This is a genomic window from Streptomyces sp. NPDC037054, assembly GCF_055606745.1.
On the sequence record NZ_JBVJSJ010000018.1, the window covers coordinates 49918 to 73931 of the forward strand.

Genomic DNA, 24014 nt, shown 5'->3' on the forward strand with positions numbered 1-24014 from the left:
GAGTGGACGTACGCGACACTGCGTCGTAACGTCGGAAGCCGTCGTGACTAGCGGTGCTAGTTTTTCGCTGCCGGAGGGTGCCCCCATGTCCAGGTCCTCGTCGTTGCCCCCGTTCGACCCCGCCGATCCGCTCGGCATCGACGACCTGCTGGAACCCGAGGACCTCGCCGTCCGGGACACCGTGCGGTCCTGGGCCGCGGACCGCGTGCTGCCGCACGTCGCCGAGTGGTACGAGAACGGCGAGCTGCCCGGCATCCGGGAACTGGCGCGGGAACTGGGCGGCATCGGGGCGCTCGGCATGTCGCTGGAGGGCTACGGCTGCGCCGGAGCCAGTGCGGTGCAGTACGGCCTGGCCTGCCTGGAGCTGGAGGCAGCCGACTCCGGCATCCGCTCCCTCGTCTCCGTGCAGGGCTCCCTCGCGATGTACGCGATCCACCGGTTCGGCAGCGAGGAGCAGAAGCAGCGGTGGCTACCGCGCATGGCCGCCGGCGAGGTCATCGGGTGCTTCGGCCTGACCGAGCCCGACCACGGCTCCGACCCCGCGGCCATGCGGACGTACGCCAAGAAGGACGGCGGCGACTGGGTGCTCAACGGCCGCAAGATGTGGATCACCAACGGCTCGGTCGCCGGGGTCGCCGTGGTCTGGGCGCAGACCGACGAGGGCATCCGCGGCTTCGTCGTCCCGGCCGGCAGCGCCGGGTTCTCCGCGCCCGAGATCAAGCACAAGTGGTCGCTGCGGGCGTCCATCACCAGCGAGCTCGTCATGGACGACGTGCGGCTGCCCGCCGAGGCCGTCCTGCCGGAGGTGACCGGACTGCGCGGCCCGCTGAGCTGTCTGTCCCACGCCCGCTACGGCATCGTGTGGGGCGCGATGGGCGCCGCCCGCTCCTGCTTCGAGGCCGCCGTCGACTACGCGAAGTCGCGCGAGCAGTTCGGCAGGCCCATCGGCGGATTCCAGCTGACGCAGGCCAAGCTGGCCGACATGGCCGTCGAACTGCACAAGGGGATTCTGCTCGCCCACCATCTCGGGCGGCGCATGGACGCTGGCCGCCTGCGTCCCGAGCAGGTCAGCTTCGGCAAACTCAACAACGTCCGGGAGGCCATCGACATCTGCCGCACGGCCCGGACCATTCTGGGTGCCAACGGGATCTCGCTCGAATATCCCGTGATGCGGCACGCGACCAACCTCGAATCGGTGCTCACCTACGAGGGCACCGTCGAAATGCACCAGCTCGTGCTGGGCAAGGCGCTCACCGGACTCGACGCGTTCCGGTAGACCGGCGGACCCCGCGAAGGCAGGGCCGGTGAGCGGCCCTGCCTCAGCTCTGGTTGAAAAAGCCGTCCGTGCGGTGCGCGGCGGGTTCGCCGCTGATGATCTCCGTGTCGGCGGGCGTCAGCAGGAACACCCGGTTGGAAACGCGGTCGATCGAACCGCGCAGGCCGAAGATGAGCCCCGCCGCGAAGTCGACGACGCGCTTGGCGTCGGCGGCCTCCATGGCCGTGAGGTTCATGATGACGGGGACCCCGTCCCGGAACAGCTCACCGATCGCACGCGCGTCCCGGAAGCTGTCCGGGGTGACCGTGCCGATCCGGCGGCCCTTCTCCTCGGCGGTGTCCGAGGCCACCTTCACGCGCGGGTCGGTGACCCAGGCGTCCCCGGACTCGGTCCCCTCGTAAGTGTCGTCGTCGTAGTAGCGCTCGTCATCGTTGTCGTCGACGAGGCCGAGCCACGCACTCGCCTTGCGCACCGATCCCATGGACGCCTCCTCTCACAGCGGTCTTTTCTGCTTTCCGCACCCCTATGGTCGTCCATGATGCGGATGGCGCGCCAAGTGGATAGTCGCCGCGCGGGGGGTTTGTGACGGTACTGGTGCACAGTCGATCCGTCGAGAGTCCATGTTTCCCAAGGGTCTTGCGGTAAACCGCTGCTGACTGTGAGTGAAATATGATTCTTCACGGCGGACGGGTGACGGACGGCGCGTACGGGTGAACGAAGTGGCCGATACGATGCGGCCGATCAAGCGCGTCGATCAACGGGGGAAGCGTCGTGTTCGGAATGGTCCGGCCTTGCCGGCACAGGCTCGGTGAAGGTCTCGCGACCCAGTGGATGGCGCATTTGTGCGGGCTTTGCCTCGCGTTGCGCGGGGACCACGGACAGTTCGCGAGGGTCGTGACGAACTACGACGGGCTGCTCGTCTCGGTTCTGACGGAGGCTCAGGCCGAACGCTCCGAAGGGTGGCGGCGCACGGCCGGACCGTGTCCGCTGCGCGGCATGCGTACCGCGTCCGTCGCTCAGGGTGAGGGCGCGCGGCTCGCCGCGGCCGTCTCTCTGGTCCTCGCCGCCGCCAAGGTCCGCGACCACGTCGCCGACGGCGACGGGCTGCTGGCCCGCCGTCCGGTGTCGCTCGCCGCCCGCCGCGTCGCCGCGAGCTGGGGCAGGGCGGGGGAGCGCGCCGGGTCCGCCGTCGGGTTCGACACCGCCGTCCTTGTCGACGCCGTGGACCGGCAGGTCGGCCTCGAGGCGCTCGCCGGGCACGGGACGCCGATCCTCGCCGTGACCGAACCGACCGAGACGGCCACCGCGGCGGCTTTCGCGCACACGGCGGTGCTGGCGGGCCGTCCGGGCAACGCCGGACCGCTCGCCGAGGCGGGGCGCCTGTTCGGGCGGCTCGCCCATCTGCTGGACGCCGTCGAGGACCAGGCGGCCGACGCCGCGTCGGGCGCCTGGAACCCGCTGACGGCCACCGGCACGACGCTCACCGAGGCGCGGCGGCTCGCGGACGACGCCGTGCACGGCATCAAGCTCGCACTGCGCGAGGTCGAGTTCACCGAGGGGCGGCTCGCGCACCGGCTGCTCGTGCACGAGCTGCCCGCCTCCGTCGACCGCGCCTTCGGCACCGCTTCCTGCGGGCACGGCCGTCCCGCGTCGCACGGCGGGCCCGAGCTGTACGGCCCGCCGCCGAGCGGGCCCTACGCGCCGCCCGGGGGACCGTACGGCCCGCCGGGAGCGCCGCTGCCGCCGGAGCCGCCGCGCCGCGACCGGCGCGGGCTGCTCGCCGGCTGCGCCGTCTGGCTCGGGCTGGCCTGCACCTGCCAGTTCTGCTGCGGCGAGTTCGAGGGGCCGTGGTCGCGGCAGCGCCGGGAAGGGCTCTGCAACAGCTGCGGCGACTGCGGCAGTTGCTGCGACTGCTGCCAGTGCTGCAGCTGCTGCGGCGAGGACGGGTGCTGCGACGGGTGCGGCTGCGACTGCAACTGCTGACGTCCGGGATGCCCGCGACCACCGCGGGCGGCCTCGTCGGCGCCGCCCGTCGGAGCTCCGACCCGGCGTTTCCACCTCGGGTTTTGCGAACCTGTGGGGAACGATGGAACGCCTGTGAAGACGGTGTGGACGTCGAACGGTCATAGGTGGGTAAAAGGTTGACGTCCGAAAGACCCTCTTGCGGCAACCGGCTGCTCGGCCGAATACTCCCCTCAGCGCTTGTCAGGGGCACGCCGTGTTCGGAATCCGAACAGGGACGTGTCTTTGACTGCGCCTCACGGGCCCCAACCCCACGAGGGCCCCCAACTTCCCATGTGGAGGAACGACAAGTGAGGATCAAGCGCACCACCCCCCGCAGCGGTATCACGAGACGGACCCGGCTGATCGCCGTTTCCACCGGCCTCGTCGCCGCAGCCGCGATCGCGATCCCCAGCGCGAACGCGTCGGAGGCCCCGGCCACCTTCAGTGCCGCGCAGCTCAAGAGCGCAGGCGCCGCCGTGCTGGACGCCGATGTCGCGGGCACCGCCTGGGCCGTCGACAGCAAGACCGGCCGGGTCGTGGTCACCGCCGACAGCACGGTCTCCCAGGCCGAGATCGCCAAGATCAAGAAGGAGGCCGGCGCCAACGCCGACGCCCTCACGATCAAGCGCACCCCCGGCAAGTTCACCAAGCTGATCCAGGGCGGTGACGCCATCTACTCGGGCAGCGGGCGCTGCTCCCTCGGCTTCAACGTCCGCAACAGCGCGGGCACCCAGTACTTCCTGACGGCCGGTCACTGCACCGAGGGCGCCGGAACCTGGTACGCCAACTCCAGCCGTACCACCGTGCTCGGCTCCACCGCCGGCACCAGCTTCCCGGGCAACGACTACGGCATCGTCCGGTACACCAACACCTCGATCAGCAAGCCCGGCACCGCGAACGGCGTGGACATCACCCGCGCCGCCACGCCCGCCGTCGGCACGACCGTCATCCGTGACGGCTCGACCACCGGCACGCACAGCGGCCGGGTCACCGCCCTCAACGCGACCGTCAACTACGGCGGCGGTGACGTCGTCTACGGTCTGATCCAGACCAACGTCTGCGCCGAGCCCGGCGACTCCGGCGGCTCGCTCTACGGCAGCAACGGCACCGCGTACGGTCTGACCTCGGGCGGCAGCGGCAACTGCTCGACCGGCGGCACGACCTTCTTCCAGCCGGTGACCGAGGCGCTCAGCGCCTACGGCGTCAGCGTGTACTGACCGGCGCCCACCGGTACAGCAGCACGGCCGTGACCGGCGGCCCTCCACGGCCGCGACAGGCGAGCCCCCGCGCAGCGATCGCTGCGCGGGGGCTCGCCCGCGTTCGAGGGGCTTTCAGATGCTTCGTTCCCACGCTTCCTTCGCGCGGGTCCGCCCGTGCGGATTCGGACGACTGGGCGTCAACCCGCGTTGATTCGGACGCCGTAGGGGCGAAAACAAGACAGGACTAGACCTCACCGTCGGTGCATGGGTTACCCGTGCGTAGTGTTTGCAAGTGAATCGACCTGGGGTGACCGTGAACAGTCAAGTCGCGGGGGGTGTGTGACGCTCGTCGCACGCGCGTCCTGAAGTCGACCTTGTGTGCGCCCTACAACACTCGGAATAGTAGGCGCCGTTCAACCGGCACGGACGCGGCATTTGTCGTTCGTCGCCTCCGTGTCCGTACGCCTTCCGGTCCGTGAGGTCCCCACAATCTCCCGGGCCGACCCCCCACAGGAGGACGCGAGTTGAAGCACCGACGCATACCCAGGCGGCGTGCAGCCGCGGCAGGTGCGGGAATCGCCGCACTGGTCGCCGCGGGAGTCACCTTCCAGACTGCGAACGCGAGTGAGACCCCCGAGGCCGCCACCCCCAAGACCTTGTCGGTCGCGGCGGCCGGAAAGCTCGCCTCGACCCTCGTGCAGGACCTCGGCGCCGACTCGGCGGGCACCTACTACGACGCCCGGGCCAAGAGCCTCGTCGTGAACGTGCTCGACGAGGCCGCCGCCCAGGCCGTCCAGGAGGCCGGGGCCAAGGCCAGAATCGTCGAGAACTCCCTCGCCGAGCTGAAGAGCGCCCGCGCCACCCTCAAGCAGGACGCGACCATTCCGGGCACCTCCTGGGTGACCGACGTGGCTGCCAACAAGGTCGTCGTCACCGCCGACCGCACGGTCTCCGAGGCCGAACTGGCGAAGCTGAACGAGGTCGCCGGCGAGCTGGGGCAGACGGTCGAGGTCAAGCGCACCAAGGGTGAGTTCAAGCCCTTCATCTCGGGCGGCGACGCCATCACCGGCAACGGCGGGCGCTGCTCGCTCGGCTTCAACGTCGTCAAGGGCGGCGAGCCGTACTTCCTGACCGCCGGTCACTGCACCGAGGGCATCACCACCTGGTCGGACTCGTCCGGCAACGTCATCGGGGAGAACGCCGACTCCAGCTTCCCCGACAACGACTACGGCCTGGTGAAGTACACCGCCGACGTCGCCCACCCGAGCGAGGTGAACCTCTACAACGGCTCCTCGCAGGCGGTCAGCGGCGCCGCCGAGGCCACGGTCGGCATGCAGGTCACCCGCAGCGGGTCGACCACGCAGGTGCACGAGGGCACGGTCACCGGCCTGGACGCCACCGTGAACTACGGCAACGGCGACATCGTCAACGGGCTCATCCAGACCGACGTGTGCGCCGAGCCCGGCGACAGCGGTGGCTCGCTGTTCTCCGGTGACAAGGCGATCGGCCTCACCTCCGGCGGCAGCGGCGACTGCTCCTCCGGCGGCGAGACCTTCTTCCAGCCGGTGACCGAGGCGCTGTCCGCCACGGGGACCCAGATCGGCTGACGCACCTTCCGGCCCGACGGCCACGTGAAGTCCCGCCCCGCGCGCGAGGGGCGGGACTTCCGCGTGTCCGGTGCCCCCGCGTGTCAGCGCCGGCCCGTCGCGGGCGTGCGGCGCCGGGCCGCCGCGAGCAGTGTGATCGCGGTGCCCGCCACCGCCCACGCCGACAGGACCAGCAGGGCCGGCGTGACGGCGTTGCCCTGGAAGTACGCGACCGAGCGGGCCGCCCAGGTGCCCGCGCCCGGCGGCAGGGCCGGGCCGATCGCCCGCCAGAACGGCGGCAGCATCGGCAGCGGGAAGGCGCCGCCCGCGCTCGGATTGCCCGCCACCACGACGAGCAGGATCGCCAGCCCGATGCCGACGACACCGAAGACGCCCTGGAGCGCGAAGGTGGCCGCCCCCACCGCGAAGGTGATCAGCGCGCCCAGCCCCCACAGCGCCGCCACGCCGCCGGGCAGCGCGCCCAGGACCGGGCCGACGATCACCGCGCCGCCGAGCCCTCCGACGGCCGACACCAGGGCCATCGTGGCCAGCCGGATCGCCGCCCGGCGCGGGTTGGCCGGCCGGGCGCCGGTGCTGATGGCCAGGATCGACGCGCACAGATAGCCGCCCACGCACCAGCCGACGACCAGATAGAAGGACGACAGGCCGTTGAAGTCCTGCGGCGAGGCCGGGGCCACGTCGACCGTGCGCAGGGTCCGCCGCTGCGACGTCTCCAGCTCGGCGGTGAGGGACTCCAGCGCGGTGGCGAGGGCGGTGCCGCCGCCCGAGGCGACCAGGAGGGTGTCGGCGGTGCCGGACGGGTCGATCACCAGGGCGCCGGCGAGCTCCCGGTTCATGATCCGGTCGCGGGCGCTCGCCTCGTCGGCCACCGGGCGCGGGTCCAGCGGGGAGCCGGGCAGCCGCTCCAGGCGGGCCGTCGCCCGCCCGGCCGCCGCCTCGGGGGCGACCACGCCGAAGGGCACGTCCTTCGGCCTCGGGTGGTGCAGCGCCCCCACGTAGGAGGCGACGAACAGCAGTTGGAGCGCGATCACGCCGATCACGAGCAGCGTGGCCCGTGGGGTGACGGCGTCCCGCACCTCGGTGAGGAGGGACGCGGACGCCGGGCCGCCGTCGGTGCTCTGTGCCATGCCCCCACGGTCCGGGGAGGGGGGTGTTTGCGCAGGTGGGCCGGGGCCGAACGGATGTCGTACAGATGTTCGGGAATTGGTCTATGGTGGGGGTGGGGAGCTTGGGAACTGATGTTCGAAGGACCGATCCCCGGGTCCGCGAGTGCGGGAGGTGCGTGTGCCGGGTTTCACGCATCTGCACACCGTCTCCGGGTTCTCCCTGCGACACGGCGCCTCGCACCCGGAGCGGCTGGCCGAGCGTGCCGCCGAGCGGGGCATGGACGCGCTCGCCCTGACCGACCGCGACACCCTCGCGGGCGCGGTCCGCTTCACCAAGGCCTGCGCGGCGGCCGGGGTCCGCCCGCTGTTCGGCGTGGACCTCGCGGTGGCCGACGTCGAGGAGCCCGGGGCGGCCCCGCGCGGCGCCCGGCGCCGGACCCCGGTGCGCGGCGGCGCCTTCGTCGACGAACCGGCGTCCCGCGTCACCTTCCTCGCCCGGGACGGCGCCCGGGGCTGGGCCGACCTGTGCCGGATCGTCACGGCGGCGCACGAGGGCGGCGCGGGCCCGGCCCTGCTGCCCCGGCCCGCCTGCCACGGGGACGGGCTGACCGTCCTGCTCGGATCGGACTCCGACGTCGGCCGCGCCCTCGCCGCGGGCCGCCCCGACCGCGCGGCGCGGCTGCTCGCCGCCTGGCGCGAGGTGTACGGCGACGCGCTGCGGCTGGAGGCCGTCTGGCACGGGCGCACCGGCACGGGACCCGGTTCCCTGCGGCTCGCCGCCCGCACCGTCGGCTTCGCCGCCGAGCAGCGGATCAGGCCCGTGCTCAGCAACGCCGTGCGGTACGCCGACCCCGGCGCCGGCCCGGTCGCCGACGTGCTGGACGCCGCGCGCCGCCTCGTGCCGGTCGGCTCCCTCGGGGAGCCGGACTCCGGGGAGGCCTGGCTGAAGGGGCCGGACGCGATGGCCGAGGTGGCGCGGCGCGTCGTGGAGGCCGCGGGGTTCCGGCGCGAGGCCGCCCACCGGCTGCTGGAGCAGACCCGGGCGGTGGCCGCCGAGTGCCGCGTGGACCCCGAGGGCGACCTCGGCATCGGCACCGTCCACTTCCCCGAGGCGCACCTCGTCGGCGCCGGACGGCGCACCGCGCAGCGCGCGCTCGCCTCCCGGGCGGCGGCGGGCATGGTGCTGCGCGGCTACGACCGGCGACGGGCGTACTGGGAGCGGATGCACCAGGAGCTGGACATCATCGCCCACCACGGCTTCGCCTCCTACTTCCTGACGGTCGCCCAGGTCGTGGACGACGTACGGGACATGGGCGTGCGGGTCGCCGCGCGCGGCTCCGGCGCCGGGTCGCTGGTCAACCACCTGCTGGGCATCGCCCACGCCGATCCGGTGGAGCACGGGCTGCTGATGGAGCGGTTCCTGTCCAAGCGGCGGCTGGTGCTGCCCGACATCGACATCGACGTGGAGTCCGCCCGCCGTCTCGAGGTCTACCGGGCGATCCTCGACCGGTTCGGCGCCGAGCGGGTCGCGACGGTCGCGATGCCGGAGACGTACCGGGTGCGGCACGCCGTCCGGGACGTGGGCGCCGCCCTGTCCATGGACCCGGCCGACATCGACCGCATCGCCAAGTCCTTCCCGCACATCCGCGCCCGGGACGCCCGCGCGGCCCTCGCGGAACTGCCCGAACTGCGGCAGCTCGCGGGGGAGCAGGAGAAGTACGGGAAGCTGTGGGAGCTGGTCGAGGCGCTCGACGCCCTGCCGCGCGGCGTCGCCATGCACCCGTGCGGGGTGCTCCTCTCGGACGCCTCCCTGCTCTCCCGTACGCCGGTCGTGCCGACCAGCGGTGAGGGCTTCCCCATGTCGCAGTTCGACAAGGACGACGTCGAGGACCTCGGGCTGCTCAAGCTCGACGTGCTGGGCGTGCGGATGCAGTCGGCGATGGCGCACGCCGTCGCCGAGGTCGAGCGGGCCACGGGGGAGCGGGTCGACCTGGACGCGGTGCCCGAGGGCGACCCCGGCACGTACGCGCTGATCCGCTCCACCGAGACGCTGGGCTGCTTCCAGATCGAGTCGCCCGGCCAGCGGGACCTGGTGGGGCGGCTCCAGCCGGCCACTTTCCACGACCTCGTCGTGGACATCTCGCTGTTCCGGCCCGGTCCGGTCGCCGCCGACATGGTGCGGCCGTTCATCGAGGCGCGGCACGGGCGGGCGCCGGTGCGCTACCCGCACCCCGATCTGGAGGGCGTGCTGAAGGAGACGTACGGGGTCGTCGTCTTCCACGAGCAGATCATCCAGATCGTCGACATCATGACCGGCTGCGGGCGCGACGAGGCCGACCGGGTGCGGCGCGGGCTGTCCGACCCCGAGTCGCAGGCGCGGATCCGGGTGTGGTTCGCGCAGTGCGCGGCGGAGCGCGGCTACGGCGCGGAAACGATTCAGCGCACCTGGGAGATCGTCGAGGCCTTCGGCAGTTACGGCTTCTGCAAGGCGCACGCCGTGGCCTTCGCCGTGCCGACCTACCAGTCGGCGTGGCTGAAGGCGCACCACCCGGCCGCCTTCTACGCGGGGCTGCTCACGCACGACCCCGGCATGTACCCGAAGCGGCTGCTGCTGGCGGACGCGCGGCGGCGCGGGGTGCCGATCCTGCCGCTGGACGTGAACAAGTCGGGCGTCGCCCACCGTATCGAACTGGTGTCCGAGTCGGCTGCTTCGGGGTCGGCTGCTTCGGGCACGGTGTCCGAACCGGCTGTTCCGGGCGGGGTGTCCGAACCGGCCGCTCCGGGCGGGGTGTCCGAACCGGCTGTTCCGGGCGGGCGTTGGGGAATCCGGCTGGCCCTGTCCGACGTGCACGGCATCAGCGAGGCCGAGGCGGCGCGGATCGCCGAGGGGCAGCCGTACGCCTCCCTGCTCGACTTCTGGGAACGGGCCCGGCCGAGCCGCCCCCTCGCCGGACGCCTCGCGCAGGTCGGCGCGCTGGACGCCTTCGGCGCCAACCGGCGCGACCTGCAACTGCACCTGACCGAGCTGCACCGCGGCGCGCGCGGCGGCCGCGGTGACCAACTCCCGCTGTCCGGCGGGCGGAAGACGGCTCCGGCCGGGCTGCCCGACCTCTCCTCGGCCGAGCGGCTCAGCGCCGAACTGGGCGTGCTGTCCATGGACACCTCGCGCAATCTGATGGACGACCACCGGGCCTTCCTCGACGAGCTGGGCGTGGTCCCGGCACGCCGGCTGCGCGAGGCGCGGCACGGCGAGACGGTGCTGGTCGCGGGCGCCAAGGCGGCCACCCAGACACCGCCGGTCCGGTCCGGCAAACGGGTCATCTTCTCCACGCTCGACGACGGCACGGGCCTGGTCGACCTCGCCTTCTTCGACGACTCCCACGACGCCTGCGCCCACACCGTCTTCCACTCCTGGCTGCTGCTGGTGCGCGGTGTCGTGCAGCGCCGCGGCCCGCGCAGCCTCAGCGTCGTGGGCTCCGCCGCCTGGAACCTCGCCGAACTGGCCGAACTGCGCGCCGGGGGCGGCCTGGACGAGGTGGCGGCACGGCTGGCGGAGCCCGCGCCGCGGACGTCCGGCGGCGACGGCGGGGAGGACGCGGAGCCGGGCCGGACGATCCGCATGCCCACGGGGTACGAGATGCACCCCTGGGCCGATCTGCGTCCCGCGGGCGAAGGCCCGGCGGGCGGAAGGAAATTGTGGCACCAGAGTCCGGGGAGTGCGGGATGACCATCCTCTGCGTACGTTTCCAGCTGCCGGCGACGGACGAGGCGGCCCTGCCGGGGCTGCTCGGGCTGCTGGAGGAGTTCACGCCCGTGGTCGAGGCCCTGCCGCCCGACGGGGCGCTGGCCGATCTGCGGGGCGCCGAGCGGTACTTCGGGCGCGACGCGGTCGCCCTGGCGTCGGTGATCCGCGTCCGGTCCCTCGCGCTGCACGGCGTCGACTGCGCGATCGGCGCCGGGCCCGGACCGATGCTGGCCCGCATGGCGCTGCGCGACGCCCGGCCCGGCGTGACGTGCGCGGTGCCCGGCGACCCGGAGGGCATCGCGGAGTTCCTCGCCGGCAAGCCCGTCACCGCGCTGCCGGGCGTCGGCGCCGCGACCGCCCGCACCCTGTGCGAGTACGGCCTCGATACCCTCGGCCGGGTCGCCGCCGCGCCGCCCGCCACCCTGCAGCGCTTGGTCGGCGCGCGCGTCGGACGCGAACTGCGCGAGAAGGCGAACGGCGTCGACCGCGGCCGGGTCGTGCCGAACGCCGTCTCCCGCTCCCTCGCCACGGAACGCCCCTTCGACCGCGACGAGTTGAGCCCCGACCGGCACCGCCGCGCCCTGCTGTCCGCCGCCGGGGAACTGGGCACCCGGCTCCGTGCCGTGGACAGGGTGTGCCGCACCCTGACCCTCACCGTGCGCTACGCCGACAGGTCCGCGACGACCCGCAGCCGCACCCTCCCCGAGCCGACCGCGCATTCGGCGGCGCTGACGAGGACCGCCTACGGCATGTACGAGGCGCTCGGCCTGCAACGCGCCCGGGTCCGTGCGATCGCCCTGCGCGCCGAAGGGCTCGGCCCCGCCGAACAGGCCTCCCACCAGCTCACCTTCGACCCCGCGGACGAGAAGGCCCGCCGCATCGAGGAGGTCGCGGACCGCGCGCGGGCGAAGTTCGGGCCGCGCGCGGTGATGCCGGGATCACTGGCCGCCTGAGCCCGCCTGAGTCCGCCTGAGTCCGCCTGAGCCCGGCGCGGGCCTGGGGGATAGCGTGCGCCCATGAGCTGGCGCAGACCGACGTACCGGACGGTGGACGGGGAACGGATCGACGGGGCCTGGTGCCACGTGTGGCGGCGGCCCCCGTACGCCGACACCTACGGCGTCGAGGACCTCGTCGTCTTCGCGGACGGTGTCGTCCACTGCGGGGAGCGCACCGACCTGGAGGGCCTGGAGCACCTGCTGGCCACCGGCCGGATCATGGTGACCGACCCCGAAGCGCCCGCCCGGCCGGCCGACGCCCCCAAGTGGACCTCCCGCAGCCCCGAGCCGTGCACCCCCGAGAGCTTCCTGAGCGAAGTGGCCGACCTGATCGAGGAGTTGAGCGGACGCCCGACCGCCCGGCAGCGGCTCGACGAGGCGATCCGCACCTACCAGGGGGAGCCGTCCGAACCCCACCGCGAGCTGCTCCGGAAGGCGTACCTGGCGGTCCCCGCCCACCTGCGTGTCTACGTCCTCGGTGACATGGACCTCCAGGACCGCCCGCTGCGGATCCTGCTCACCGGCGTCGGCGAGCCCGTGGACGGCGACGGTCCCGTGGTGACGCCCGAGACGCACCGGAAGGCGCTGGACTACTTCCACCGCGGCGACGAGGCCGTCCGGCAGGCGGAGCAGCGGCAGGCCGTCCGGCACGCCGACGATCCGACCGGACCCGGCAGCCCGGCCCTCGTCTCCAACGCCGTCGTGTACCTCGGAGTTGCTGCTCGCGCGGGTCAGTTGGCCCACGGAGGCCTGAGCCGCGTACCGTCGGCCAACTCCGCCTCCAGGCCGACGGACGTCGTCACCCAGGAGACCGCGGTCTCCTCGGTGGGGTTCTCGACGGCAAGGGTCGCGCCGGCGTTGACGATCAGCGTGTCGCCCGCGGCGAGCCGCTCGGTGCGGCCGTCGAGGGTGATCAGCAGCTCACCGGCGAGCAGGTGGAAGATCTCCTCCCGGTCGACGGTGTGGGCGGGCGCCTTGGTCCCGCCGGGTATCTCCCCGCGCCAGGCGCACAACTCCCGGCTTCCGGTGCGCGGGTTGGCGTGGGAGACGAAGCGGGCGCCGTGGATCTCGTGGGTCACGGCCTCGGACGAACGGACGACGGGCATGCGGGCTCCAGAGTGGGTGCGGACGGGTGCGGACGGGGCAGATGGTCAAGTAGGTTGACTATATGGTCAACCTGCTTGACCGAATCGTCAAGGGTGTTTCAATGCCTCCGTGCAGAACTCCGAAGCCCTGGCCCTGTCCGTCGCCCTGCTCGCCGTCGCGGGTGAGCTCACGCAACGCATCAACGAGGGGGTCGTGGCCCGGGGCTTCACGGGGCTGCGGCCCGCGCACGGGTTCGCCTTCGCCCGGCTCGCGCCGGACGGCGCCACGGTCACCGAGCTCGCCGGTCACCTCGGCGTCACCAAGCAGGCGGCCAGTCAGCTCGTCGACGAGATCGTGCGCAAGGGCTACGCCGAGCGGCGCCCGCACCCCGGCGACGCCCGCGCCCGCCTGGTCGTGCTGACCGAACGCGGCCGGGCCTGCACGCGGGCCGCGGAGGAGGCGGCGGCGGAGGCCGTACGGCCGTGGGTCGAGACGCTGGGGGAGAGTGAAGTGCGGTCGCTGGGCGGTCAGTTGCTGCGCCTCGCGCCGAGGGGAGCCATTCGGCCCGCCTGGTGACGTTGCGGGTGCGAGGCCCAGTTGTCCCAGTGGGGCGTGCGTGTCGCGTGTCGCGTGTCGCGTACGTATGCGTGCGGGGCCCGTCCGGTCTGAGCCGCCGGACGGGCCCCGGGGGGCGGGGTGGTTGGTTCAGCGGGCGGTGCGTCCGCCGGATGCCGCGCGTCGCCGGACCGACGCGAAGAGGGCGGCCGAGCCGAGTGCGAGCGCGGCGGCGCCGCCCACCGCGATGTACGGCGTGCTGCTGTCGCCGCCCGTCTCGGCGAGGTTCTGCCCGGCGGATGCCGCCTTCGGACGGTTCGCGGTGCCGTCGTCGGGCACGGCGGCGGCCGGCTCCGCCGACGTGGCGGGGTCGTCGTCACCGTGACCGTGGTTCTCGACGGTCGACTTGTCTGCGCCGGCGGCTATCTGGTCGTCGGACGGGACGGTGGCGGCGGGGGCGGGGGCGGAAGAGGCGGCGGCACCGGAGCCGCTGTCCCCGCTCCCGCTGCCTCCGTCGCTCGCCCCGGCCCCGTCGCTCGCCCCGGCCCCGCCGAACGTCACGTCGGAGCAGGAGTAGAACGCCTCCGGGCTGTCCGAACGCTGCCAGATCGCGTACAGCAACTGTTTGCCCGAGCGCTCCGGGAGCGTGCCGGAGAACGTGTAGAAGCCGCCCGAGGCCGCCGGGTCGGTGGCCGTCGCGACCGGGTTCTCCAGGTCCAGGTCGTCCCAGCCCAGCGGCTGCGCCGGGTCGTAGCCGGGCTTGGTGATGTACACGTTGAACGTGCCCTTGTGCGGGGCGGTCACGCGGTACTTGAAGGTGTACGAGCCGCTGCTCACGCTCGTCGCCGGCCAGTCGGCGCGGGCCAGGTCGAGGCCCTTGAACGCCTGGTCGCCCGCGCTGCACAACTTGCCGTCCGGGATGAGCTGCTGGTGCTGCCCGGCCGCGTTGCCGATCCGGACGCCGTTCCAGTCGTACAGGGCCTGCGTGCCGCCCGCCTCCACCGCGGCCTTGCAGGCGGCGGACTCGGGGCTCTCGGGGCCCTCGGCGAAGCACTGCGAGACGCGGCTGACCGGGTCGCCCATCGAGCCGTGCGCCGCGGCGGGCGCGGCGGACAGCGCGGTGAGGGCGAGCGGGACGAGGCCGACGGCGGCGGCGACGGCGGCGGCCCCGCGGCGGGCGGGCACGCGGGCTGCGGACATGCGTCGTACGGGCATGCGGAACTCCTCGGAACGTCCTGATGCGCGATCACGCCGCGATCACGTTTGCGATCACACCGCGACGGCATCGCGATCACATGGGGGAACCCGGGGCGAACCCCGGGCGTGATCCCGTGGGGGGCGATCCGAAACTAGCTCCGAGGACCCGCGAAATCGCCTGCTGAGGGCCGGTGGAGGGGATCCTTATGGTCGCGTTAAGGGAGTGCTGAGGCTGCGCTCAGACAACCGGCGTTCGACGTTCGTCAGGAGGGCCGCGCCGGGGCGTCAGCCTTCGGGCCACCAGGTGCGGGCGATGTCCTTGCGGACCTCGGGTCGTCCCGCGGGGCGCTCGTCCGCCTCCTCCAGGACTCGGCGGACGTCCGTCTTCTTCAGGGGCTTCTGCACGGTCACACGGCGCATGGCTGCCTCCTTCAGTGCTACCGGGTTCCGCGTTCTCACGGAGGTAGACACTTTCGGCGAGAGTTACTCATCGGCGCGGGTCTGTCAGTGGCGACTGTCACGAAGGGGATTGTCAGTGGCGGGTGTCACTCTGGGGTGCATGACCATGAACCGCACCTCGCAAACCCGGAAGAGACACCCCGTGACAGTCGCTGCGCAGTCACATGGTCCAGCCGCAGCGTCACTGTGTGACCCGTGGTGAGCAGAAAGTGACCGTCGGAGGGTGGTGCTCAGGCCGTCAGCGACTCGAAGCCGTCCCCGCGGGCGAGTTCCTCCAGTTCGTTCAGGGCGGTGACGGCGTGTGTGGCGGCGTTCGGGTCGCGGGTGGGGAGGGCGCTCGCCGTGAACTCGTCCTCGTCCAGTCGGCGTACGTCGGTGCCGTCCGCGGAGCGCCACAGATCCAGGTCGAGGTCCTCGACGACCAGCTCGCCGCCGGACAGGACGGCGGGGCGGGTGATGTCGCAGTACCAGCCCTTGAGGGCGCCCTCGCCGTCCCTGACCTCCTTCACGGCGTACCAGCGGTCCCGCCAGTAGTACTCCGTGAAGACGTCGCCCGGTTCGAAGCGCACGAAGCCGAAGTCGCGGGTCCCGTCGCCCGCCCAGGGCGCCCGCACGACCACGCGCGTGCCGTCGTCGGAGAGCAGCCGCGCCGGGTAACGGATCTTCGTGCGGCCCGCCTTGACGAGGACCACCTCCACGCGGGCCGCCCCGTCAGCCGAGTTCACGGACATACCGCACCTCCGTCGCGCACACCTCGTACCCGAACCACTTGTTGATCGCGAGCATCGGCCCGTTCCCGGTGTCGTTGCCCGTGAACGCCTCCCGGTACCCGGCGGCGCGCGCCCGGTGCAGGGAGTCGTTCTTGGCGAGCTTGGCCAGGCCCCGGCCCCGGTGAGCGCGGGCCGTGCCGGTCATGACGGTGCCGTAGCGGGTGCCGCCGTCCGTGCGGGCGGCGGTGAAGGCCGCCGGCCGGCCGTCGACGAGCGCGACCGACGTCAGCTCCGCGCTGAAGAGGGGATGGTGCCAGGTCTCCGCCAGCCAGGCCTCGTAGTCGGAGAACTCGGTGTCGATGTCGCTCGGTTCGTCCGACGTCGTCTCCGCGTCCAGCTCGAACAGCGGCCGCGGATCGGCCGCGAAGTCGGCGCCCGAGCGCAACTCGACACCGGGCGGCGGACTCTGGAGCGGCGGCAGCGTGCCGTTCGCGAGGTCCAGCCGCAGGAAGTGGGCCGAGCGGCTCGCCGTGTAGCCGCGCCGCTCGGCGAAGGCGCGGTTGCCCGGCTCGTCCAGCACCCACGAGAAGACCTTCGTCACGCCGAGCGAGGCCAGCCGCTCCTCGGCGGTGCGGACGAGCAGCGATCCGGCGCCGCGCCCCGTCCGGTCCGGCCGCACGTAGATGTTGGCCGAACCCTGACCCGGCTCCGGGCTGTCGTGCGCGACGCCGACCTGCGCCGTGCCGATGACCTCGCCGTCCTCCTCGGCGACGAGCTGCGTGAAGTGGGCGTCCGGATGGGTCCGGGTCCCGTCGTGCCGCACCGACTCCGGCGTGGACAGCATGAAGGGCAGGGCCAGACGGCGGACGAGGGAGAAGCCCTCCGTGTCGGCCGGGACGTCGGGACGCAGATGGCGCGCGATCACGGTCATGAAGGCGCACGCTACGGGCGCACGCCGCCGCGTGCCTCCCATTTTCGGGCGGCTGCTTCCAGCGGCTGCTTCCAGTGGCTGCCTCCGGCGGCTCCTTCGTTCCGCGGCTGCTTCCGGCGGGTCGTTTCCCTCCGGGTGCGGGACAATCGGGCCGTGACGTTGAAGATCCACATCGATGACAGCGCCCCGCCGTACGAGCAGGTGCGCGCCCAGATCTCCGAACAGGCCAGGTCGGGCGCGCTGCCCGTCGGCCACCGGCTGCCCACCGTGCGCGGGCTGGCCGAGTCCCTGGGGCTCGCCGCGAACACGGTCGCCAAGGCGTACCGGGCCCTGGAGGCGGACGGAGTGATCGAGACGCGGGGCCGCAACGGCACCTTCGTGGCCGCCGCCGGCTCGGCCGCGGAGCGTGAACTGGCGTCGGCGGCACAGGCGTACGTCGAGCGGGCCCGCCGGCTCGGCCACGCGGAGGCCGAGGCGCTCGCCGCCGTCCGGGACGCGCTGCGGGCGGCCTACGGAAACGGCTCGTAGGGCCGACGGCCGGCGCCGGCCGCTGTGCCGCGCCCACCCGTGCCGCCCTGCGGTACGACTGCCCGAGGCGGGAGGGGTGGGTTCACGGCGTACGGGAGGGGCGGAGCCCCGCCTTGTCCGCCGCCCTCGCGAACGTCGCCGCGTCCTGGACCGCCGCGCCGTTCGGGTCGTTGTTGAAGTACGCGTACACGTCCGCCCCGCCCGGCCAGGTCCCCGCGATCCGCTCGGCCCACGTCCGCAGCGCCTGCCGGCCGTAGCGCGGCCACGCCCTGGCGCGGCCCTGGTGGAAGCGGACGTAGCCCCAGTCGGCGGTGCGCCACAGCGGCGTCACCGGCCGGGACCGCTGGTCCGCCCAGCACAGCGCGGCGCCCCGGCCGGTCAGCACGTCGCGTACCTCGTCCGTCCACCACGACGCGTGCCGCGGCTCGACCGCGACCCGCGTCGACGCCGGGAAGCGGGCCAGGCAGTCGTCCAGCAGGGCCGGGTCGCAGCGCAGCGTCGGCGGCAGCTGGAGCAGGACCGGACCGAGCCGGTCGCCCAGGCCGGCGGCATGGCTCATCAGGCGCTCCACCGGCTCCGCCGGATCCCGCAGCCGCTTGATGTGGGTGAGGTACCGGCTGGCCTTCACCGCGACGACGAAGCCCGCCGGCGTGCGCTCCCGCCAGGCCTCGAACGTCTCCCGGGACGGCAGCCGGTAGAACGCGTTGTTGATCTCCACGGTCGCGAACCGCGCCGCGTACTCCTCCAGCCACAGCCGCGTCGGACACCCGGCCGGGTAGAACACGCCCCGCCAGTCCTTGTACTGCCACCCCGACGTCCCGACGAACAGGGTCATACGTCCATCAAAGCACCCTGCCGCGCGTACGGCTCCGCTACAGGTACAGCCCCGCGTCCGCGCCCTCCCGCTGTTCCGGCAGCGCCGTCGGTGACGTGCCCCGGCGCAGCGCGTACAGCTCGGCCAGCGTGGCGCCCTCGCGGCCGACGCCCTCCTCGGTGCCGAGCCAGTTCACGGCCTCGCGGCGGGTCAGCGGGCCGACCTCGATGCGGGCCAGGCAGCGGCCGGGGCGGACGACGGCGGGGTGCAGGCGCTCCAGGTCCTCGTTGGTCGTCACGCCGACCAGGACGTTGCGGCCCTGGCCGAGCAGGCCGTCCGTGAGGTTCAGCAGCCGCGACAGCGCCTGGCCCGCCGTGTGCTTGGCCTCGCCGCGGATCAGCTCGTCGCAGTCCTCCAGGAGCAGCAGCCGCCAGCGGGACTTGCCCGCGGGGTCCTCCTCGCCGATCGCGATGTCCATCAGGTAGCCGACGTCGGAGAACAGCCGCTCCGGGTCCAGCACGCAGTCCACCTGGCACCAGTCCCGCCAGGACCGGGCGAGCGTGCGCAGCGCCGACGTCTTGCCGGTGCCGGGCGGGCCGTGCAGCAGGAGCAGCCGCCCGGCGATGTCCTCCGGGGTCGTCTTCATCAGGCGGTCCATCGCGTCCGCGACCGGCGCCGTGTAGTTGTCCCGCACCTCGTCCCAGGTGCCCGCCGAGATCTGCCGGGTCGTGCGGTGCGGGCCGCGGCGCGGCGAGACGTACCAGAAGCCCATCGTCACGTTCTCCGGCTGGGGTTCGGGCTCGTCGGCCGCGCCGTCGGTGGCCTGGTCGAGGACCTTCGCGGCCAGTTCGGCGCTGGTCGCCGTGACCGTGACGTCGGCGCCGCGGTTCCAGCGGGAGACCAGCACCGTCCAGCCGTCGCCCTCCGCGAGGATCGCGCTGCGGTCGTCGTCGCGGGCGGCGCGCAGCACGCGGGCACCCGGCGGCAGCAGCGTCGCGCCGGAGCGGACGCGCTCGATGTTCGCCGCGTGCGAGTACGGCTGCTCGCCCGTCGCGAAGCGGCCGAGGAACAGCGCGTCGACGACGTCGGACGGGGAGTCGGAGTCGTCGACGTTGAGCCGGATCGGCAGAGCGTCGTGTGGGTTCGCAGACATGCCGCCCATGATCCGGCACGCGGGCGCCGCGTGCACCCGGTTTCCCCGGCCCACGCGGCACGCGCCCCTGCGACGGCGCTCAGCGCACCCCGGCCACCACCTGCCGGGCCCTGCGCACCACGGCGTACCCCTTGGTGAGGGCGCGGTCCTTGACGAAAGCGCGGCCGATCGCGCGGCCCTCGACGAGCCGCGCGAACGCGTCGAGCCCCGTGCCGCGCCGCACGGTGACCCGGCGCAGGGCGTACGGCCCCTGCGCGCGCCGTGCGAGGTCGTTGCCGACGGCGAGGGCCTGCGCGTAGCCCGCCTCCCGCACCGCCCGCCGCACCCGCCGACTGGAGTGGCCGTACGGGTGGGCGAACGAGGCGGGCGCGCCGTCCAGCCGGTCGGCGAGGAGGTCCCGGCAGCGGATCAGCTCGGTCCGCAAACGGCCGTCGGGCAACTGGTCGAGCTGCGGGTGGGTGTGGCTGTGTGCGCCGATCTCCACACCGGCGGCGGCGAGTTCGCTGACCTGCGCCCAGTCCAGCATGGTGTCGAGGGCGCCCCCGGTGTCGTACGGCCCGCGCAGCCAGCCGGTGGTGACGAACAGCGTGGCCGCGAAGCCGTGTTGGGCGAGGACGGGGAGGGCGTGCCGGTGCACGCCCTCGTAGCCGTCGTCGAACGTGACGAGCACCGGGCGGTCCGACAGGGGCGCGCCCGTGCGCCAGCTCGACGCCAGTTCCGCGGTGGTGACGGGCGTGAACCCCCGGTCGGCGACGAGCGCCATCTGGGCCGCGAACGCCTCCGGCGACACGGACAGCGCGCGCGTCGCGGCGTTCGGGTCGGTCGCCACCGAGTGGTACATGAGGATCGGCACGCGCGTGTCAGCCACGGGCCGCCTCCGGGATCGCGGGCACCGTGAAGGCCGCCCGGCCGCGCCGGGCCCGCACGCTGCCCACCACGTACCCGCCGGTCGCCGTGAGGACCCCGGCGACGATGGCGCCCGCCCGGCCCGCGCCGCCCCGCCGGGCCAGCACGGCGTCGCGCAGCCCGCGCGCCACCCCGGCCGGCAGGACCCGCGCGGCGTACCGGCGTTCGGACTGGAGGCCCTGGCCCGCGCCGACGCTCCGCGCCACCAGTGCCTTCGACAGCCCTTCGGCGTACGCGCGGGCGCGGAAGTAGCCGAAGCGCTCCCGGGCCGCGGGCACCCGGTGGTGGATCACCGCGCGGTCGTCGATCAGCAGGACGGCGTCCGGACGGGCCCGGCCGAGGCGGATGCACAGTTCCGTCTCCTCGCAGCCCAGCGGGCGCTTGTCGCCGTCCCGTCCGATGCCGGTGGCGAAACCGCCCGCTTCGGCGAACGCGGTGCGCCGGAACGAGGCGTTGCCGCCGAGGACGTTGCGCACCCGGACCAGGCCGGGCGGCAGGCCCCGGTACGTGCAGCCCACCACCCAGTCGAACTCCTCCGGGAACCACGCCGGGCGGCGGCCCGACGCCCACACGGGCAGCGTCCGCCCGCCGACGGCCAGGACACGCGGGTCGGCGTACCCCGCGGCGAGGTGGCGCAGCCAGTCCCGCTCGGCCACGGCGTCGTCGTCGAGGAACGCCACGACCTCACCGCGGGAGGCGGCGATGCCGGTGTTGCGGCCGGCGGACAGGCCGCGGGGGCCCGCGTTGGCGAGCACCCGCACGTCCGCGGTCCCCTCGTACTCCGTGGCCAGCCGGTCCAGCAGGGCCGGGTTGTGGTCGACGACCAGCAGGGTCTCCAGGGCGGACCGGGACTGCGCCCGCACCGAGGAGACCGCCGCAAGGATGTCCGTCCAGCGGTCCTCGGTGTAGGCACAGATCACCACGGAGACGTCCGGGCCCGGGCTGCCGGGTGCGCTCAAGACACCTCTCCCCGGACCGGGCCGAACCGCGGCGACCGGCGCGCGCGGCGCAGCGCACGCCGGTTCGACCGCTCCTGAAGGATGACGCGCAGGACGCGCAGTCCGTCCCGCACGGCGCGCAGATTGCTCGTGCCGTGGATGCGCAGGTACTCGTGGCTGGGGATCTCCTGCACCTTCAGGCCGGCCTTGACGACGCGGATGTTCATCAGCGTCTCGACCTCGAAGCCGGTGCAGTCGAGGTCGATCTCGTCCAGGCAGTGCCGCCAGAACGCGTTGTAGCCGTAGCACAGGTCGGTGTAGCGGGCGCCGAACTTGCGGTTGACGACCGCGCACAGGGCGCGGTTGCCGAGTCTGCGGACCCACGTCATGTCGTCGGTGCCGCCGCCGTTGGCGAAGCGCGAGCCCTTGGCGAAGTCGGCGCCCGCGACCAGGGCGGAGACGTACGACACGATCTCGTCGCCGTCGGCCGAGCCGTCCGCGTCGACCATCACGACGATGTCGCCGGTGCAGGCCCGGAACCCGGTGATCAGGGCGTCCCCCTTGCCCCGGCCGAGCTGTCCGACGACCTTCACCCCGGGCCACAGCTCGCGGGCCACCGCCACGGTGTCGTCGGTGGAGTTGCCGTCCACCAGGACCACTTCGTGGATCCAGGGCGGCAGGGTCTTGAAGACGTACGGCAGATTCTCCGCCTCGTTCATCGCGGGGATCACGACGCTCACCGGTGGGGTGATCGCCAGGTGCGAGGAGATGGGCCGGTACCGGCCGGCCGGTGGTGGTTCCTGTTCCTCGCCGGTCAGTGCCGGCGGCAGGACTGAGGTCATGACGGTGGTCCCTCTCGTCCGGTGGGCGGCCCATCCCTGGGCCGCCCGGCTTTTCGTCCGGTTCGAAAGGGGGGTTCTCACCCGGGGCATGACGGAACGGAACCTGGCCATGCCGGGTGAGCTGGCAGAACTGACCGGCCCCGAGACGGCGGCCGACCGCGCGGCACGACTCGATGGCCGTCACGGTCACCGAGCACGGCACCCCCCTACCGCGCCCCGCGCCGGTGCGTCGCGGTCCCTGAGCCCTCCCCTGGAGCCGTGAGCCGACGGACCGGTGCGGGTGAGGTGTCTGACGGTATTGACGAATGAACCCGTATGGCAAGACCTGTACCGAGCCAGCACGTTTTTGCTGTATTGGAGGGTTTCGGAGGGAATGAAAGGTCCCCGGAGGCGGAAGTGCCTCCGGGGACCGGTGGTTCGGGCGGGGGCGCCGCTGCCGCGCCGCCGCCGGACTTACGGGACGAGCTTCAGCAGGCGGTTCGGGGAGCCGGTGCCCGCGCTGGTGACCTTGCCGGTGGTCGCGCCGTTGACCAGCGCCGAGGCGACCTGGGACGGCGTGGCCGAGGTGTGGCCCGCGAGGTAGACGGCGGCCGCGCCCGCGACGTGCGGGGTGGCCATCGACGTACCGGAGATGGTGTTCGTCGCGGTGTCGCTGGTGTGCCAGCCGGCCGTGATGGAGGAGCCGGGGGCGAAGATGTCCAGCGCGGAGCCGTAGTTGGAGTAGCTGGCCCGGGCGTCCGTGCTGGTGGTGGCGCCGACCGTGATGGCCTCGGCGACGCGCGCCGGGGACGAGGAGGAGGCGCTGGTGTTGCTGTTGCCGGCGGCGACGGCGTAGGTCACGCCGCTGGCTATGGAGTTGCGGACCGCGGTGTCCAGGGTGCTGGAGGCGCCGCCGCCGAGCGACATGTTGGCGACCGAGGGGCCGGAGTGGTTCTTGGTGACCCAGTCGACGCCCGCGATCACGCCCGCGATCGTGCCGGAGCCGCTGTTGTTCAGCACCCGGACGGCGACGATCTTGGCGCGCTTGGCGACGCCGTACGTGCTGCCCGCGACCGTCGTGGCCACGTGGGTGCCGTGGCCGTTGCCGTCCTGGGCGACGTTGTCGCCGTCGACGGCGTCGTAGCCGTTGACCGCGCGGCCGGAGATCTGGCTGTGGCTGATGCGCACGCCGGTGTCGATGACGTACACCGTCACACCGGCACCCGCGGTGTCCGGGTAGGTGTAGGTGCCGTTGAGCGGCAGGGAGGTCTGGTCGATGCGGTCCAGGCCCCAGGGCGCATTGGTCTGCGTGGCGGTGACCTGCACGCGCTGGTCCTGCTCGACGGAGGCGACCGCCGGGTCGGCGGCGAGGCGGCGGGCCTCCTCGGCGGAGAGGGTCGCGGTGTAGCCGTTCAGCGCGGTGCCGAACGTCTTCTTGACCGTGCCGCCGTACTCCTTGATGAGGTTCTTGCCCGTGGTCGAGGAGGCCTTGAAGCCGGCCGCCTTCTTCAGCGTGACGATGTAGCTGTCCTTGACCGCGGTCGGGGAGCCGGCCGCCAGCACGGTGCCCTCGGCGGGGGCGGCCTGGGCGGGCAGGGCGGTGAGTCCGCCGACGAGGGCGGCGGTCGCCAGGGTGGTCGTGGCGGCGAACCGCAGTCTCTTGCTACGCAGCTGAGCCATGCGAGGGGGTCCTCCTCTTGGCGCGCGTGCCTGGGTGGGGCACGCGTCTGTGGGGGGTGCGGGCGTGATCGCCCGCACGGCCCGGGAGACGTCGCGTTCCGCTCGCGGGCCGGGTACAGAGTGGATCTACTTCCCGCGCAGAACAAGAGGTTTGAACAGCCGTCAACAAATTTGTCGTGAGCACGTAACAAGAAGGCATGGCGGTGGCGTGAAGTCGATGGGTGAACGCCGTGGGGGAGGGGAATGACTTGGCATGGACACCACCAGTCAACACGCGTAGCTGGTGCCCGAGTTGCAGCAGAGA

General features: G+C 73.1%; 21 protein-coding genes and 1 pseudogene. 9 read left to right on the plus strand and 13 right to left on the minus strand.

Annotation, left to right across the window (positions count from 1 at the left end; genetic code table 11):
• Positions 1-85: 85 nt before the first annotated feature.
• A complete protein-coding gene (locus ACZ7D7_RS31910; RefSeq protein WP_470828867.1) occupies positions 86-1276 on the plus strand; it encodes an acyl-CoA dehydrogenase family protein in 1191 nt (396 codons plus the stop codon).
• A gap of 43 nt (positions 1277-1319) precedes the next feature.
• Here the strand turns inward: ACZ7D7_RS31910 and ACZ7D7_RS31915 are convergent, their stop codons facing one another.
• Positions 1320-1757, minus strand: coding sequence for a cell division protein SepF (locus ACZ7D7_RS31915; protein WP_279550123.1), 438 nt, complete (start codon positions 1755-1757; stop codon positions 1320-1322).
• Positions 1758-2047: 290 nt separating this feature from the next.
• Between ACZ7D7_RS31915 and ACZ7D7_RS31920 the strand changes: the two genes are divergently transcribed.
• The 3 genes from ACZ7D7_RS31920 (at position 2048) to ACZ7D7_RS31930 (ending at position 6086) form a co-directional block, all read left to right on the plus strand.
• Complete coding sequence (locus ACZ7D7_RS31920) at positions 2048-3259, plus strand: DUF5685 family protein (RefSeq protein ID WP_470828868.1); 1212 nt, start codon at positions 2048-2050, stop codon at positions 3257-3259.
• 329 nt (positions 3260-3588) lie between these two features.
• On the plus strand, positions 3589-4497 hold the full coding sequence (locus ACZ7D7_RS31925) for a S1 family peptidase (protein ID WP_470828869.1): 909 nt from the start codon (positions 3589-3591) through the stop codon (positions 4495-4497).
• A 506-nt stretch (positions 4498-5003) separates the two neighbouring features.
• Positions 5004-6086, plus strand: a complete 1083-nt coding sequence (locus tag ACZ7D7_RS31930) for a S1 family peptidase (RefSeq protein WP_470828870.1) — start codon at positions 5004-5006, stop codon at positions 6084-6086.
• Positions 6087-6169: 83 nt separating this feature from the next.
• On the opposite strand, the gene ACZ7D7_RS31935 is transcribed toward ACZ7D7_RS31930, so the two are convergent.
• Entirely contained in the window at positions 6170-7213 is a 1044-nt protein-coding gene (locus tag ACZ7D7_RS31935; RefSeq protein WP_470828871.1) for an ABC-2 transporter permease, read from the minus strand.
• Positions 7214-7370: 157 nt separating this feature from the next.
• Here ACZ7D7_RS31935 and ACZ7D7_RS31940 point away from each other — a divergent pair, with 157 nt between their 5' ends.
• The 3 genes and pseudogenes from ACZ7D7_RS31940 to ACZ7D7_RS31950 all read left to right on the plus strand — a co-directional run.
• The gene (locus ACZ7D7_RS31940; protein ID WP_470828872.1) at positions 7371-10919 is read left to right on the plus strand and encodes a DNA polymerase III subunit alpha; all 3549 of its coding nucleotides are present in this window, start codon (positions 7371-7373) and stop codon (positions 10917-10919) included.
• On the plus strand, positions 10916-11890 hold the full coding sequence (locus ACZ7D7_RS31945) for a DNA polymerase Y family protein (RefSeq protein ID WP_470828873.1): 975 nt from the start codon (positions 10916-10918) through the stop codon (positions 11888-11890). The genes ACZ7D7_RS31940 and ACZ7D7_RS31945 overlap by 4 nt, the downstream gene beginning before the upstream one ends.
• Before the next feature lie 63 nt (positions 11891-11953).
• Positions 11954-12544, plus strand: a pseudogene (locus ACZ7D7_RS31950) (DUF7639 domain-containing protein); the annotation flags it as partial.
• 119 nt (positions 12545-12663) lie between these two features.
• Here the strand turns inward: ACZ7D7_RS31950 and ACZ7D7_RS31955 are convergent.
• A complete protein-coding gene (locus tag ACZ7D7_RS31955) occupies positions 12664-13038 on the minus strand; it encodes a cupin domain-containing protein (RefSeq protein WP_470828985.1) in 375 nt (124 codons plus the stop codon).
• A 109-nt stretch (positions 13039-13147) separates the two neighbouring features.
• On the opposite strand from ACZ7D7_RS31955, the gene ACZ7D7_RS31960 reads away from it, so the two are divergent.
• On the plus strand, positions 13148-13594 hold the full coding sequence (locus ACZ7D7_RS31960) for a MarR family winged helix-turn-helix transcriptional regulator (RefSeq protein ID WP_470828874.1): 447 nt from the start codon (positions 13148-13150) through the stop codon (positions 13592-13594).
• Positions 13595-13723: 129 nt separating this feature from the next.
• On the opposite strand, the gene ACZ7D7_RS31965 is transcribed toward ACZ7D7_RS31960, so the two are convergent.
• The 4 genes from ACZ7D7_RS31965 to ACZ7D7_RS31980 all read right to left on the minus strand — a co-directional run bounded on the left by ACZ7D7_RS31965 (position 13724) and on the right by ACZ7D7_RS31980 (position 16870).
• On the minus strand, positions 13724-14788 hold the full coding sequence (locus ACZ7D7_RS31965; protein ID WP_470828875.1) for a lytic polysaccharide monooxygenase auxiliary activity family 9 protein: 1065 nt from the start codon (positions 14786-14788) through the stop codon (positions 13724-13726).
• Between the two features lie 267 nt (positions 14789-15055).
• Positions 15056-15190: a hypothetical protein gene (locus ACZ7D7_RS31970; RefSeq protein WP_470828877.1), complete on the minus strand. Its 135-nt coding sequence runs from the start codon at positions 15188-15190 to the stop codon at positions 15056-15058.
• A 269-nt stretch (positions 15191-15459) separates the two neighbouring features.
• Positions 15460-15960 (minus strand): ribonuclease FAU-1 family protein, encoded by a 501-nt coding sequence (locus ACZ7D7_RS31975; RefSeq protein ID WP_470828878.1) that lies wholly within the window; start codon positions 15958-15960, stop codon positions 15460-15462.
• Positions 15941-16870: a GNAT family N-acetyltransferase gene (locus ACZ7D7_RS31980; RefSeq protein WP_470828880.1), complete on the minus strand. Its 930-nt coding sequence runs from the start codon at positions 16868-16870 to the stop codon at positions 15941-15943. Before ACZ7D7_RS31980 ends, ACZ7D7_RS31975 begins: the two co-directional genes overlap by 20 nt.
• Before the next feature lie 153 nt (positions 16871-17023).
• Between ACZ7D7_RS31980 and ACZ7D7_RS31985 the strand changes: the two genes are divergently transcribed.
• Positions 17024-17398 (plus strand): GntR family transcriptional regulator, encoded by a 375-nt coding sequence (locus tag ACZ7D7_RS31985; protein WP_470828881.1) that lies wholly within the window; start codon positions 17024-17026, stop codon positions 17396-17398.
• Positions 17399-17480: 82 nt separating this feature from the next.
• Here ACZ7D7_RS31985 and ACZ7D7_RS31990 read toward each other — a convergent pair whose 3' ends face one another.
• The 6 genes from ACZ7D7_RS31990 to ACZ7D7_RS32015 form a co-directional block, all read right to left on the minus strand.
• Positions 17481-18233 (minus strand): DUF72 domain-containing protein, encoded by a 753-nt coding sequence (locus ACZ7D7_RS31990; protein ID WP_470828882.1) that lies wholly within the window; start codon positions 18231-18233, stop codon positions 17481-17483.
• A 37-nt stretch (positions 18234-18270) separates the two neighbouring features.
• The gene (locus tag ACZ7D7_RS31995; protein ID WP_470828883.1) at positions 18271-19365 is read right to left on the minus strand and encodes a DUF5925 domain-containing protein; all 1095 of its coding nucleotides are present in this window, start codon (positions 19363-19365) and stop codon (positions 18271-18273) included.
• 79 nt (positions 19366-19444) lie between these two features.
• Positions 19445-20233, minus strand: a complete 789-nt coding sequence (locus ACZ7D7_RS32000) for a polysaccharide deacetylase family protein (protein WP_470828884.1) — start codon at positions 20231-20233, stop codon at positions 19445-19447.
• Positions 20226-21230, minus strand: coding sequence for a glycosyltransferase family 2 protein (locus ACZ7D7_RS32005; protein WP_470828885.1), 1005 nt, complete (start codon positions 21228-21230; stop codon positions 20226-20228). Before ACZ7D7_RS32005 ends, ACZ7D7_RS32000 begins: the two co-directional genes overlap by 8 nt.
• Complete coding sequence (locus ACZ7D7_RS32010) at positions 21227-22051, minus strand: glycosyltransferase family 2 protein (protein ID WP_470828886.1); 825 nt, start codon at positions 22049-22051, stop codon at positions 21227-21229. Before ACZ7D7_RS32010 ends, ACZ7D7_RS32005 begins: the two co-directional genes overlap by 4 nt.
• 453 nt (positions 22052-22504) lie before the next feature.
• Positions 22505-23710, minus strand: coding sequence for a S8 family peptidase (locus ACZ7D7_RS32015; RefSeq protein ID WP_470828888.1), 1206 nt, complete (start codon positions 23708-23710; stop codon positions 22505-22507).
• Positions 23711-24014: the final 304 nt, after the last annotated feature.

What these genes read in the sequence shown, in the direction of transcription:
- ACZ7D7_RS31975 (WP_470828878.1), bottom strand. Translation starts at nt 15,960, where the DNA reads ATGTCCGTGAACTCGGCTGACGGGGCGGCCCGCGTGGAGGTGGTCCTC.
- ACZ7D7_RS31935 (WP_470828871.1), bottom strand. Translation starts at nt 7,213, where the DNA reads ATGGCACAGAGCACCGACGGCGGCCCGGCGTCCGCGTCCCTCCTCACC.
- ACZ7D7_RS31965 (WP_470828875.1), bottom strand. Translation starts at nt 14,788, where the DNA reads ATGCCCGTACGACGCATGTCCGCAGCCCGCGTGCCCGCCCGCCGCGGG.
- ACZ7D7_RS31970 (WP_470828877.1), bottom strand. Translation starts at nt 15,190, where the DNA reads ATGCGCCGTGTGACCGTGCAGAAGCCCCTGAAGAAGACGGACGTCCGC.
- ACZ7D7_RS31915 (WP_279550123.1), bottom strand. Translation starts at nt 1,757, where the DNA reads ATGGGATCGGTGCGCAAGGCGAGTGCGTGGCTCGGCCTCGTCGACGAC.
- ACZ7D7_RS31980 (WP_470828880.1), bottom strand. Translation starts at nt 16,870, where the DNA reads ATGACCGTGATCGCGCGCCATCTGCGTCCCGACGTCCCGGCCGACACG.
- ACZ7D7_RS31995 (WP_470828883.1), bottom strand. Translation starts at nt 19,365, where the DNA reads ATGTCTGCGAACCCACACGACGCTCTGCCGATCCGGCTCAACGTCGAC.
- ACZ7D7_RS31910 (WP_470828867.1), top strand. Translation starts at nt 86, where the DNA reads ATGTCCAGGTCCTCGTCGTTGCCCCCGTTCGACCCCGCCGATCCGCTC.
- ACZ7D7_RS32015 (WP_470828888.1), bottom strand. Translation starts at nt 23,710, where the DNA reads ATGGCTCAGCTGCGTAGCAAGAGACTGCGGTTCGCCGCCACGACCACC.
- ACZ7D7_RS31990 (WP_470828882.1), bottom strand. Translation starts at nt 18,233, where the DNA reads ATGACCCTGTTCGTCGGGACGTCGGGGTGGCAGTACAAGGACTGGCGG.
- ACZ7D7_RS31945 (WP_470828873.1), top strand. Translation starts at nt 10,916, where the DNA reads ATGACCATCCTCTGCGTACGTTTCCAGCTGCCGGCGACGGACGAGGCG.
- ACZ7D7_RS32010 (WP_470828886.1), bottom strand. Translation starts at nt 22,051, where the DNA reads ATGACCTCAGTCCTGCCGCCGGCACTGACCGGCGAGGAACAGGAACCA.
- ACZ7D7_RS31955 (WP_470828985.1), bottom strand. Translation starts at nt 13,038, where the DNA reads ATGCCCGTCGTCCGTTCGTCCGAGGCCGTGACCCACGAGATCCACGGC.